The 13095-nt window shown below is 41.5% G+C and carries 11 protein-coding genes and 1 tRNA gene; 1 reads left to right on the top strand and 11 read right to left on the bottom strand.

Going from position 1 to position 13095, the window contains the following annotated elements; translation table 11 throughout:
- Nucleotides 1-105 precede the first annotated feature (105 nt).
- The 6 genes from T356_RS0101885 to T356_RS20055 form a co-directional block, all read right to left on the bottom strand.
- A tRNA-Pro gene (locus tag T356_RS0101885) sits at nucleotides 106-178 on the bottom strand.
- Nucleotides 179-226: 48 nt separating this feature from the next.
- Entirely contained in the window at nucleotides 227-904 is a 678-nt protein-coding gene (locus T356_RS0101880) for a hypothetical protein (RefSeq protein WP_155838945.1), read from the bottom strand.
- Between the two features lie 114 nt (nucleotides 905-1018).
- Nucleotides 1019-2125 carry a substrate-binding domain-containing protein gene (locus tag T356_RS18035; protein WP_035780191.1) on the bottom strand — a complete coding sequence of 369 codons (1107 nt, stop codon included), beginning with the start codon at nucleotides 2123-2125 and terminating at the stop codon, nucleotides 1019-1021.
- Nucleotides 2126-2202: 77 nt separating this feature from the next.
- On the bottom strand, nucleotides 2203-2589 hold the full coding sequence (locus tag T356_RS0101870) for a hypothetical protein (RefSeq protein WP_026513033.1): 387 nt from the start codon (nucleotides 2587-2589) through the stop codon (nucleotides 2203-2205).
- A gap of 49 nt (nucleotides 2590-2638) precedes the next feature.
- Nucleotides 2639-3616 carry a transglutaminase domain-containing protein gene (locus T356_RS0101865; RefSeq protein ID WP_026513032.1) on the bottom strand — a complete coding sequence of 326 codons (978 nt, stop codon included), beginning with the start codon at nucleotides 3614-3616 and terminating at the stop codon, nucleotides 2639-2641.
- Nucleotides 3616-4509, bottom strand: coding sequence for a hypothetical protein (locus T356_RS20055; RefSeq protein ID WP_026513031.1), 894 nt, complete (start codon nucleotides 4507-4509; stop codon nucleotides 3616-3618). The genes T356_RS0101865 and T356_RS20055 overlap by 1 nt, the downstream gene beginning before the upstream one ends.
- Nucleotides 4510-4655: 146 nt before the next feature.
- Between T356_RS20055 and T356_RS0101855 the strand changes: the two genes are divergently transcribed.
- Nucleotides 4656-6407, top strand: coding sequence for a hypothetical protein (locus T356_RS0101855; RefSeq protein WP_026513030.1), 1752 nt, complete (start codon nucleotides 4656-4658; stop codon nucleotides 6405-6407).
- Nucleotides 6408-6462: 55 nt separating this feature from the next.
- Here T356_RS0101855 and radA read toward each other — a convergent pair whose 3' ends face one another.
- From radA to T356_RS0101830, 5 genes are all read right to left on the bottom strand, one after another.
- On the bottom strand, nucleotides 6463-7842 hold the full coding sequence (radA, locus tag T356_RS0101850; protein ID WP_026513029.1) for a DNA repair protein RadA: 1380 nt from the start codon (nucleotides 7840-7842) through the stop codon (nucleotides 6463-6465).
- Between the two features lie 81 nt (nucleotides 7843-7923).
- Nucleotides 7924-8334 (bottom strand): hypothetical protein, encoded by a 411-nt coding sequence (locus T356_RS0101845; protein ID WP_026513028.1) that lies wholly within the window; start codon nucleotides 8332-8334, stop codon nucleotides 7924-7926.
- An 82-nt stretch (nucleotides 8335-8416) separates the two neighbouring features.
- Complete coding sequence (locus T356_RS0101840) at nucleotides 8417-11002, bottom strand: ATP-dependent Clp protease ATP-binding subunit (protein WP_026513027.1); 2586 nt, start codon at nucleotides 11000-11002, stop codon at nucleotides 8417-8419.
- Nucleotides 10999-11382 carry a GntR family transcriptional regulator gene (locus T356_RS0101835; RefSeq protein ID WP_026513026.1) on the bottom strand — a complete coding sequence of 128 codons (384 nt, stop codon included), beginning with the start codon at nucleotides 11380-11382 and terminating at the stop codon, nucleotides 10999-11001. Before T356_RS0101835 ends, T356_RS0101840 begins: the two co-directional genes overlap by 4 nt.
- A 145-nt stretch (nucleotides 11383-11527) precedes the next feature.
- Complete coding sequence (locus T356_RS0101830) at nucleotides 11528-13087, bottom strand: SH3 domain-containing protein (protein WP_026513025.1); 1560 nt, start codon at nucleotides 13085-13087, stop codon at nucleotides 11528-11530.
- Nucleotides 13088-13095 lie beyond the last annotated feature (8 nt).

Raw genomic sequence — 13095 nt, 5'->3', positions numbered from 1 at the left:
ATAAAATATATAAAAATGGTGAAAACAATACAAGGTCAAACATTTGGTCAAACAAATTTAAAAAACGAGCAACAAAAAACCGCTCAACTGAGCGGTTTTTAATAGTCGGAGTGACGTGATTCGAACACGCGGCCCCTACCTCCCTAAGATAGTGCTCTACCAACTGAGCCACACCCCGACGACGTTCTCCATTATATAACGCTGTTTTGAGAAAAGCAATAGTTTTTTATTCTTTTTTATGTAAAAAATCAATTCTTTTCCATAACAGCAGGAGTGCTATTATCCCAATCACGCATAAATACTGGGATTGATGGCCTTGATGATAACTTGCTTTTGCATTGGAAACAAATGAAAAATCCCGATATCCCAACATGCTTGTACCGATAAAATTGGTATTTACAGATAATGTTTCAGCTTCTTTATCCGTATCTTCAAACAATTCAGCACTTCCCATATAATCAGAATATAAAAAAAATTCTCTTCCTTCACTCAAAAGATATTCGGGAATATCAAACTGAAGATCTACTTTTTCATAAAACATCTCAAGTTGTGACTCTTCTTTATTCCCAAGTGATTTGGACGCATCAAAACTCAGATACACGCCCTCATTAAAATTACGAATAATCTTGTCCTGTAGCCTTGCAAAACCGGACAACGGATTTACGGCATTTTCACCGCCGGAAGAATCATTCATAACAAGATTGAATATAAGTTCAGCGTGATCGCCTTCCGCAATCTGTTCTAATTCTTTTTGCGTAAAGCAAGAACACAGCACCTGGTCATAGTCTGCAAAGCGAAAGTCCGGTGCATCTATTTCTGTCCGGCTTTCTGAATTAAGAGTAATATTCACTGTGCCCAAACCATACGAGATTTGAGTCGCTTCGTGCATAATGCCTCCATTCACCCCCACCAAAAAAGGAGTACTTATATAATACTATAACCGGACAAAAACAATGCTAAAAAAAATATTAAACCGTCGTATCCATCATGCTTTCAGGCTTTTCACAGTGTATAATCATTAATTTGCGGAGGACTCCACATTTTCCTCTTCATCCTCGCTGTCATCCCTGATAATATCAAGAATGCTCTCTGCATTTTCTTTTGTAACCTTCACATAATCACAGCCGTAATAATGCTCGACATTCTGTTTCTTCATATATGACAAAACCGCCCCTGTTGTAAGGCGCGCCTGCTGAACATAATCGTTAAATACCGTTCCTGCGATCTTGCCGTTTAAGATTTCTTCAAGTGCACTTTCAAATGCATCCGCTCCGACAATGTAAAGGTCTTCCCCCGGAATCAGTCCTGCGTTGTCCACAGCAACCAAAGCCCCTAGTGCCATAGAATCATTATTACAAAAAATCACTTCCGCATTCGGATGTTCTTCAAGTGCCTTATTAACGGCATATTCCGCAATATTCTTATCCCAATTGCCATAACTGTCGGCAAGACAAGCGACTCTCCATCCTGCCTTCTCCAACGTCGATACAGAAAACTTGGTTCTAAAAAAGGCATCAGTATTATTTCTCTCACCCTCGATCATGATGTACTGAACAACACCGTCGCCGTTCTTATCAACAACATCCATTCCAAGATCCGTGATAATCTTACCCTGAATGATTCCGGCATGTCTGGCATCACATCCGATATAGGTGACTTTCCAATTATTTTTCTCCCATCGAAGCTCTTCTGCCGCCAAAGGCTCTCTGTTCACGTATATAAGAGGAATTCCGGCTTCAATTGCAAGATCTGTAACTTCTTCCGTCATAGATGTATTTACGGGATTTACAATAAGAATATCAACCCCTTCCTCAATGAGCTTCCTGATCTGAAGCATTTCATATCCGTGACTGACGGCTGAATTTACTATCTTGATGTTATCCTTGTTAAATCCCGCTTCTATAAGATCTTTTTCAAGCTCATTCTTAAACAGGGACATATAAGTATCCGAGAACTTGTGTATGCACACTCCAACCTTCATATCCGCGGGAGTAAGTTCCTTCTCCTCTTCAGAAGAAGCAACACTTGCCGCCTCCGAAATCTCACTGTTCTCTTTTGCACATCCGGTAAGTATAGCAATCGTCATCACAGAAACTGTCAACAAAGTAAACAATTTCCTTCTCATTCTCTCTATCCTCCAAATTTAAAGATGCTGACTATAACTACGCCAGCACCTTTTTCCCACTAAATATATGAATTTCATCACTCAACCGCGGTACTTCCGTCAGAATAAGTAATAACCCAATATCCTTTCCCTGTTCCGCAATCCTCATGATAAGCTTTATCAACAATAGAAAGCCCCGCTTTATCATCGTCCTCATCGTTGTCCGATGAAACGCACGATATAGCAGAAATATCATATTTCTCTTTCAGTTCCTCAAGCGTCATCTTCTTTTCGCCCGTTGTAGAAGCTTCAGTTGAAGCCTTCGTATCTTTTACTTCTGCTACAGGCATGATTTTGTCTTCTACGACCGCCGATGCCAAAAAATCCTTGTATCCCGGCACCGCCACACATAGAATGATGTTGAATACACACAGGCAGATAACCGATCCCATGAATATCAACGATGTTACTGCTACTTTTTTCATTTGTAAAACTTCCCCTCAAAAAAATATATTTAAACAGGCTAGAGCCCATTTAATCAAAATACACTGACCAAGTGGCCTCTTTTTCCAGCGGTCCCGCAGGGTACTTTTCATATGTCTGCTTGTAATAGCCGCTCCCCTTCGCATCCTGCATCTCAGTATCAAAAATATACCACTTGTCATTCATCTTTACTTCAGTCCACGCATGCGGCGTCCTTCCTCCGGTCGCTGCCGCAACGGTACCTGTACAAACTTTTGCATCGTACCCAAGACCTTTTGCTATATAAGCGAATGCTGCAGCATATTTATAACAATTTCCTTTTCCCGTAAAAAGAATCTGACGCGCATAATCGCCCGTCCAATCACCAAGCGGGACTTTCATCTCCCTTTCATAGGAAACCTCATTTATGAAGTAATTAAAGCACTTTTCAAGCTGTTTGCTCTGCGTCATGCTTCCGTCGGTACATGCTTCCACAACAGAAGCCGTAAGCCTCATAATCTCACTGTTTGGTTCGATCAGATTCCCCTTTTTGTCTTTCCATCTGATCCCATATTGAGTATGAATAAAATGTTCTCCCGGAATCTTATCTTCCGTGAGATTGTCACCCGTTTGAGAACTAACGGCATTTATTATCTGCTTTTTTAATTCCGGTCCCACACCAAGAAGCGCATTTTCTCCTATCGAAGTAACCGTTGCAGGTATCTTCGCTCCCGAAAGCGCGGGCGGAAAGCACAACAATTCAGTTTTATTCTTGTTATAGAGGCAATTACTGTATGATGAGTAATATGGATTCTTCTCACTCACAGTAATCGACCTCAGTTTAAAGAGTCCCTTAAATGCGTCCGATGTTATCGAATTTACTTCACTTCCGATATGAATAGTGGTCACATCCGGATTTTTCTTAAAAGTAAGAGCATCTATCGAAGTATTACCCGAAGCTCTTGCTTCAACCTCCAATCCGAATGCTATAGCAAAAGATAACAGCACCGCCGCTATTTTCGTTCCCCTTCGCATTCCTTTTCTATTCATTATTTATCCTTCTTTGGCTTTTCAGTAGCCACATCAAATTTATACCTTATCTTTGAATAAGATACAACATCCTTGACATCTCCGCCTTCATTCGGATGCTTACCGTATCCGGCGGTAGCGCTTATACCGTCACCGTATCCCTCTTTGCCGTCCACGATAACCTGGCACCACTGATCTTCCCATGTATTTATATTCTTATGAACCCATGATATGCCAAGATAATCAAGTATAAGTCCAAGAGCCCTTGTAGCTCCCGCGCATGAATACTCGCCTCCGATAAATACTCCGTAGGCAGTGCGGTACATCTTGCCTTTTGTTGTATATGTACCAAGATCACAGTATGCTTTAACTATTCCCGCAGCATATGCGACCTTCTCAACATCTTTAATATTCTTTTTCTTGGATGATTTGGACTTGGAAGATCCCGAAGAATCTCCTCCGTCGGCAGCTTTTTCAATCGCCTCTGCGATCTGCTTTGCAATATTTCTTGCCTGTATTTCCTGATCGTATGTCATCCCGCCGTTGTCATGCTTAGTCTTTGGAATAACGATCACATCCTTATCACCTGTCGGAACAACAAACTCCGTGCTGTCTCCGATAAGTCTGTTGGCAACTCTTCCTTCTTTTTTACCAAATGTCACCCAATGCTCGATAAGCTTGTCCGGATTGGCACCGTAAGCCGCTCTGAGATCTCCGTAATTCAGATAGTAGTACAAAGGATTATATTCCGCTTTATAATCAACTCCGTTATAAACCGTCGTTGCTTTGGAAAAAGCCGTATAAGGATCGTCTCCGGCATGAATTTTTAGTGTTGCTACTTCCGAAAAAGAGATACAAGTAAAAATAATCACCGATAATATTGCCGAAACCACCTTCAAACCTACATTTTTCATCTATTACTTTCCTCCGAATAGGATTATCTTATATACAGTATATAAAATTAATCGACATATTTTACAAAAAGTTTAGGTTTGTGTTATTATAGTTCGGAATATTTAAATTTGGAACATTTATATTTGAAAAACAGGAGCAACTATTTATGCGCAAGAGATGTATCTCTGCGATAATTCCTATTATAATGATCGCAGGATTGACCATGGCAGAATGTCTCTGCCCTTCTGTTCCGACGTATGCAAAAGAAGCTGAAACCGTACAAAGCAACAGCTCAAGTACAGGTGATACTTCATCAGACAATAATACTTCAGAACGTAAATTACAAGATGAACCGACATCTATTGGTAAAAAGACATCCTTTGATAATTCATCAGATCTACCCAAAGTTATAGAAAAAAAAGTTGATAGAGATAACAACGCAATTCCGAATGAAGTTGTTGAGAAGCCAAAAGAAGAAATCCGAGAGCTCTATGAAGAAGAGCCCAAAGTTGAATATAAAGAAGAATACAAAGAAGAACTCAAGGAAGTTGCCGAAGAAAGCTACAGTTATCCCGTTACTTTCCGTATCCTCGGAGGTCCTGACGGTAACGTCGAGGAAGCAACTGCGTTTTCTACCGGTTATGACTATTTAGACAGCATAACACTCAGAGATGCTATTGCCGATACAATGGACGAAAGCGATTCAGACGGCTCGGAAGACAATCTTGAAGAAGACAATTTTACCGCTACAAACAAGATTGTATCTTCATTAAAGCGTTATCCGAGCGAAACTGATATTCAACAGGTATACCCTTCTTTCAACCCCAAGAAACAGTATGTTATCTGGTACCTTATAGACGGATGCGACCCCGACAACATATATGTAGACGGTGTCATAAGAGCAAAGACTCCCGTAAAAGAGATTGAGAAAAAAGAAGAGGAAGTTGTCGAGGCTTTTGTCCCCGATGTAACTATTGAGATTTCAACATTCTGCGACACATCGGAATTTGTATACGATGGCAAGGATCACTATTTCGGTGGATTTTCCATCACTGTAAAGGATAACGATCCTTTGGTAAATTCCGTGACACACTTCTTTGACGCGCTCGGTAACTTTGTGACAAAGAAAGTAAATGCCGGCGCAAAAGGTGAAGGAACACATTTTGAACACAACGGCATACATTATTGGGTAAATATCGATGCAGCATATGTTGTTGCCAAGCAGATAAGCTCATATCATATTCCTTTTATATTTGACGGAAAAGAAATTGCTCCCGAAGAAATCGTTGTAAAGGTGCTTGATGATTCAGGAAATGTATTATCCACCATGCCTTCATCCAAGGTTGTTAAGCCTGCCCCTGAACGTTCACAGATAAAAGTAACTTCGATAAAGCTCACACTTGAAGCCGGTACAACAGTGCAGAACTACTCAGGAAAGACTATAACAAACAATAACGTCAAGATTACATCAGGTGCGCTCCTTGAAGGCCACAAACTTGTTGACGTCGTTATCAACGGAAGCCAGAGCGGTGTCGGTTCATCCGTAAATGAGATCACAAATTTCAGAATTGTCGATGAAAACGGCAATGATGTTACCAAATACTACGAGGTAAACTGTGTAAACGGAAAACTCACACTTGTCGATGCCAAGGATAATGGTAAGGGATCGAGCAAAACTACCGAGACTACGCCGGCAACGGCAACAAAAGATACTAAGAATTCCAAAAAGACCATTATCGTAGGCGGTAAGAGTCTTGAAAAAACAAGTGCAGAAAATGATAACCAGATTCTTGGTGTCAGCAGATTGGCCAGAATGTCCAAAACATTCGACGCAACACATGTTAATCTGCGCTTCTTTATCATTTTGACAGCTGCCGTGACGGCAATATATCTTTCAAAAGCAAAGATCAACGAATAATATATATGAAAAAAGAGAGTTTTTCACAACTCTCTTTTTTCATATAAAGATTATTTCACCCTATGTAATTCATCGCATCCGCTACAGATGAGACACCTACAACTTTTATATTCTTTACATTCTTTTTGAGCTTATCTTCGAGAGCTTTGGGGACTATGCATGTCTTAAAGCCCAGTTTCTCAGCTTCCTGCACTCTTGAATCAGCCATATTCACCGATCTAACTTCACCAGAAAGTCCTACTTCTCCAAAAGCGATCACATCATCTCCTATAGGCTTATTCTTAAAACTCGATATAAGCGCCATACAGATTCCAAGATCAAGTGAAGGTTCTGCAAGCTTCATTCCACCTGCCAGATTGACATATGCATCATACTCACCCATCTGAAGTCCTACTCTCTTTTCAAGAACTGCCATAAGGAGGTTTACCCTGTTATAATCGGTTCCGTTTGCCTGACGTCTTGGGAATCCAAAATTGCTTCTGCATACTAGGGCCTGAATCTCGATAAGTATAGGTCTTGTTCCCGTAACAGAGCATGTCACGATCGATCCGCTGGCATTCTCAGGTTTTCCTTCCAACATAAACTCTGAAGGATTGGTAACTTCAACAAGTCCCTTCTCCTGCATGTCAAAAACACCTATCTCATTTGTAGATCCGAAACGGTTCTTAACAGCGCGAAGTATTCTGTATGATGCGTGCCTGTCTCCCTCAAAATACAGAACAGTATCAACCATATGCTCAAGTACCCTGGGGCCCGCAACCTGTCCTTCTTTCGTAACATGACCAACGATAAATACCGTTATATTAAGGCTCTTTGCAATTCTAAGAAGTACAGCCGTCGACTCCCTTACCTGTGAAACACTTCCGGGCGCCGATGTCACAGAATCACTGAACATTGTCTGAATCGAATCTATAACGACAATCTCAGGTTTAACTCTGTTTATGGTTGTTTCGATGTTCTCAAGATTAGTCTCGCACATAAACTTAAGAGTTTCGGAAAAATCACCGATCCTGTTTGCGCGGATTTTTATCTGTCTAAGCGATTCCTCTCCGGAAATATAGAGAACATCTCTCTTATCACCTGAAAGATTGCCTGCAACCTGAAGAAGAAGCGTTGATTTGCCGATTCCGGGATCACCGCCCACAAGTATCAGTGAGCCCCTGACAAGGCCGCCTCCAAGCACTCTGTTAAGTTCATTTATATGAGTATCAGCCCTTTCCTCATCTTTCATCTCAATCTCGGAAAGTGATTTCGGACTGCTGTATTCGCCTCCGTTTGATAATACAGATGAATTACCTTTTTTCTTTGAAACAGGCTTTGCAGTCTCCTCCACAAAGGTATTCCATTCTTTACATCCCGGGCACTGCCCCATCCATTTGGATGACTCATACCCGCAGTTTTGGCAATAAAAAACTGTCTTGATCTTTGTTGCCATACATTCTCCCCCTAAATAAAACAATTTCTACGAAAAGCGAAGGGCCTTTCGAAAATACTCGAAAAGCCCTCCGACATAATCTTACTTCTCTACTTTAACGCTAGTAGCGCCATTTCCGGATAACTCAACGCTCAGGTTAAGCTTTCCTCCGAGGTTGGTACTCATCTTGCCGATGCTGTTACCATTCACATAAACACTGTACTCTGTATTTTCGAGGAGACCAAGTGTAATCTGCGCATCATTCTCGCCTTCTACACTAAACTCAACTCCTCCTTCATTCTCTTTAAAGCCTGTAACTGCAGTGCCCGGAACGGATTCATATACGAAATTATCGTTACACTCAAGCTTTGTAATTTCTTTAAAGGTCTTTACTTTAAATACATCTCCATTGTGTTCAAAGTTTTCTAGTTTAGTCTTTTCTTTAAGCTCATAGTTACCGAAGCTGATGCTTCCATCGCTCTCGGCACGTATCAACTGCTCTACGACAGCCATAATAACCCTCCTGAGATATAGTGCTAATAATAGTTATTATTATTATAATTCATATTCGTCAAATTATAAACTTAAAATTCACTTATTTTTTTGACGTCTTTTTGGCACTTTTTCTACTTGTTTTTGAAGCAGGTTTCTTGGTTGTCACAGAAGTCTTTGTTTTAAGCGCTCTCTTGGGCTTAGTAGTCTTTACAGCCACTTTTTTTACTGATGTTTTTTTGCCATCACTTGAAACAAACACGATCTTTTTGTCTTTTAATGATACCGTAACATCGCTTCCACCCTTGATATTGCCCTTTAAAAGTTCTTCTGCCATCGCATCTTCAATTGCTGACTGAATAGCTCTCTTTAACGGCCTTGCACCCATTTTGGCATCAGAATGCTTTTCAACAAGGAACTTCTTAACCGCAGGAGAAATAGTAAGATTGATATTCATCTGCTCTTTGCATCTCTTACTGAGATTACGCGAAAGAAGTGTAACAATATCCATCATCTCCTTCTCTGTGAGCGCATGGAATACCTGTATCTCATCAATACGGTTGATAAACTCCGGTTTAAAGAGTCTCTTTACTTCCTCCATTACTCCGGCCTTCATATCCACGTAGTCCTTCTTTGCATCATCACCCGCGCCAAATCCAAGCTTCTTGGGATCAACAATCTTCTGGGCGCCTACATTAGAAGTCATAATAAGAATTGTATTCTTAAAGCTTACCTTGCGCCCCTTTGCATCAGTTATATGTCCGTCATCAAGAACCTGAAGAAGTACATTGAATATATCGGGATGAGCTTTCTCAATCTCATCAAAAAGTATTACGGAATAAGGATGTCTTCTGACTTTCTCACTTAGCTGTCCGCCCTCATCATAGCCGACATATCCCGGAGGTGATCCTATCATCTTTGATACCGAATGGCCTTCCATGTATTCTGACATATCAACTCGTATAAGAGCATTCTCATCGCCGAACATAGCCTCGGCAAGAGCCTTTGAAAGTTCTGTCTTACCCACACCCGTAGGTCCGAGGAACAGGAACGAACCGATAGGTCTGTTAGGATCCTGTAATCCGACTCTACCTCTTCTTATAGCCTTGGATATTGCCTTAACGGCATCTTCCTGTCCGATAACTCTCTTATGAAGAATAGATTCAAGCTTAAGGAGCTTCTCCGATTCCTTCTCCGCAATCTTCTTAACGGGAATTCTTGTCCACTGGGCAACAACTTCCGCAATATCATTCTCATTTACAACAAAGCCTGAAGAAAGTTCTTTCTTCTTGTCCGCATTCTTTACCCTGTTATACTTGGACATAAGCTTCTTCTGCTCATTGTTAAGCTGTCCCGCAAGGTCAAAATCATCACTCTTGAGCGCTTCTTCAATCTTATGATCATATTCAGCAATAGCATCTTCAACTTCTTTAAGCTTAGGTGATCCTCCAACCGTGCGAAGTCTTACAGCGGATGCAGCTTCATCGATAAGATCTATTGCCTTATCCGGCAGATTTCTGTCGTTAATATATCTCTCAGAGAGCTCTACGGCAGCCTTTATTGCTTCAGGAGTAATAGTAACCCTGTGATGCTCTTCATACTTGCTTACTATGCCCTTTAATATCTCTTCAGACTCTTCCTTTGTAGGTTCATCCACATTTACAGGCTGGAAACGTCTCTCAAGAGCAGCATCCTTCTCTACATACTTGCGATATTCAGTAATAGTGGTCGCACCGATCATCTGAATCTCACCTCTTGCAAGAGAGGGCTTTAAGATATTTGATGCATCGATTGCGCCTTCTGCACCGCCGGCACCGATCAAAGTATGCATCTCATCGACAAAAAGAATTATATTTCCGTCTTCTGTAACTTCTTTTATGACTTTCTTGATTCTCTCCTCAAACTCACCTCTGTATTTGGAGCCTGCGATCATTCCGGAAAGATCCAGTGTAACAAGTCTCTTATCCTGCACTGTAAAAGGCACATTTCCGGAAACTATTCTCTGTGCAAGTCCCTCTACAACCGCAGTCTTACCTACACCGGGTTCACCTATGAGGCAAGGGTTGTTCTTGGTCCTGCGGCTTAATATCTGAATAACTCTCTTTATTTCTCTTTCTCTTCCCACTACAGGATCAAGTTTTTTTTCACGCGCAAGAGCAGTCAAATCCCTGCTGTACTGCGCAAGAATAGAACCTTTCTTGTTTCCTCTGGGATTGGGCCTTCTTCCGAGATCTTCTTTTACCAGATTCGGATCTTCTCCCATTGCAGCCAAAGTCTCTGCATAAATCTTCTGCGCAGGTACACCAAGCGTGCTGATAAGTCTTACAGCCACATTCTCACCCTCTTTGATAAGAGCAAGCAGAATATGCTCTGTTCCGGTCTTATCCGCCTTGAAACGCTCAGACATGATATGTGAATCCTCAAGAACCTTCTCCGCTCTCGGCGAAAAACCATCCCTGTCGAGTGTCCTCACACTGCTTCCCGGAACGATAAGGTCCTTTATCATGTCCATCATCTTGGCTTCATCTATTCCGTTATCGATAAGGATCCTGGAAGCAACGCTTCCGTCCTCAAGGATAAGTCCCATAAGAATATGTTCTGTACCAACGTAATTAAGTTTTAAATTTCTTGCTGTTTTCTTGGCGAGTCTGAGCGCATCCTCAGCCATGACAGTAAATTGATCATTCATATCCCATCTATCCTTTCGTAATTGTCGTAAAGCTTATCTACAAGTTCATGTATCTCGCCGCGTCCTATACCCTTACATATAGCTCTTGCAAGAACGACAGCCAGCTCTGATTGAGCCTCCTGAAGTGCCTGAATCCTGTTAATATCTATGGCGATTATAGCTCCCCGCCTTCTGTCAATCTTAACAAATCCCTCTCTCTGCAGGATCAAATAAGCCTTGTTGACCGTATGCATATTGATACCAATGGTCTCCGCAAGCTGCCTCACGCTTGGAAGCTGTTCTCCCTCGCGAAATTGAGACGTAGCTATGCCCAAAATGATCTGATTACAAAGCTGTATGTAAATAGCTTCATCACTGTTAAAATCAATTTCTATGATCATCTCCGCCTCCTGTTGCATACTTGTGATATATTTAGTATAACACGTGATACAGATTCGTCAATTTTATGAATAAAAAATACCGAAAAAAGCGCCGGTTCTCTCACAAAAGCCAAGAACCGGCGCTTTTAAATCATTTTTGTTCAAATTATCTGTCATCATCATCAAGATCAAGGAACTCGAACTCAAAGTCGTCATCGTCTCCAAGGAAGTTCTTAGCTCTTCTTGAAGGAGCTTCATCCTTTGCTGTCTCCTCTGTCCTCATCCTTCTGTCAGATGGCTGTCTTTCTTCATATCTTGAATCCTCATATAAAGAATCGTCATCTCTTCTTGAAGGTCTGACAGTTCTCTCTTCCGCGCCTCTTGAAGGACGCTCTTCGAAAGAATCATCAGGTCTTCTTCTCATAGGACGCTCAGGCCTTGCAGGTCTGGCTGCTCTATCTTCCGGAGTAACCGTTCTCCTTGCCGGTCTTTCGGGAGCATCTTCAGGAGCTCTTCTGGCTGCTGCTCTGCGGCTCTGAGGTTCTTCTTCATCCTCATCTCTTGAGCGTCTTCTCTTCTTTAAGTTAACGCCCATATCGTCGTCAGTTTCTACTTCACTTCTCGATACATCTCTGTTTCTTGCATTATCTCTTGAACGCTTCTTGGGTGAAGAATAACGATCAAATTCCTCGTCTTCGTCATCCTCATCATCTTCATCCTCTTCGTCATCATAATAAGCTGCATCTCTGAGTCTGAAAATGAGGATTACAATTACGATCACAAGAACAATCGCCAATGCACCTACAGCAATTGCTATTTTCTTAAATGTCTGAGCGTTTTCATAATATCCTTTGGAACTGTCAGCAACCTGCAAGAGCTGATCAACATCCACTCTCTGTTTCTTTTCTATAACATTAAGGAACCATGCACCGTTCTCAGATTCATATGTAAGAGAGTACTTTCCGTCTCCTACCTCATCAGGAGCAATAGGCTCTGCACCTGCTTCAGCCTCAGTATCTGCTTCCGGCTCCTCTTCTGAGTCTTCATTCAAGAGCTCATCGCTTTCCGCAAGTTCAGCAACAACATCCGGGCTACTGTTATCCGAAGGAGCATCAGTCTGTTCTGACTTTACGGACTGGGATGCAACTTCCGAATCAGCAACAAGATCACTTCTGATAAAACCCTTACTGTTGCTCTCTCCGAAAGTAACTTCATACCATTTCTTTCCGTCTGAACCTTTTGTTTCTCCGACAATTGTTACTGTATCGCCTTTTTTTACTTTTCCTACAGCGTCCTTATTTGTACCTGCACCCTGTCTGATAGTTCCACTGTCAGCAAGAACTTCTACGGTCTTCTGATCAACAGCTTTTACTTCAGAAGATGATCCGCTGTTATCGGATGAGTCTCCTGATGAACCGCCTGACTTTTCGACAAGATCGCTTCTTATGTAGCCATATTCATCATTTTTTACTTTAATCTTATACCATACATATCCGGAATCGTCTTTTTCCTCATCTACAATGTCAACCGTAGCTCCCTGGCTTACACTTGATACCTGAGAAGATGTGGTACTTGCTGATTCTCTGACTTTAACATTATCAGCTTTTACTTTTCCGGTTGTCGTTGTATATGCATTCGCACCAATCCCGAAGCCGATAAAAACTGCTAATGACAATGCTAGAGAAAGTATAGTGTTTCTTATTATCTTTTCCATCGTATTCTTCATACAGCCTC

Origin of the sequence: Butyrivibrio sp. LB2008 (assembly GCF_000621565.1) — a bacterium.
In the GTDB taxonomy this organism is placed as follows: domain Bacteria; phylum Bacillota; class Clostridia; order Lachnospirales; family Lachnospiraceae; genus Butyrivibrio.
The sequence above is the reverse complement of the archived record's forward strand: the minus strand, read 5'-3'. Positions and strand labels throughout refer to the sequence as shown.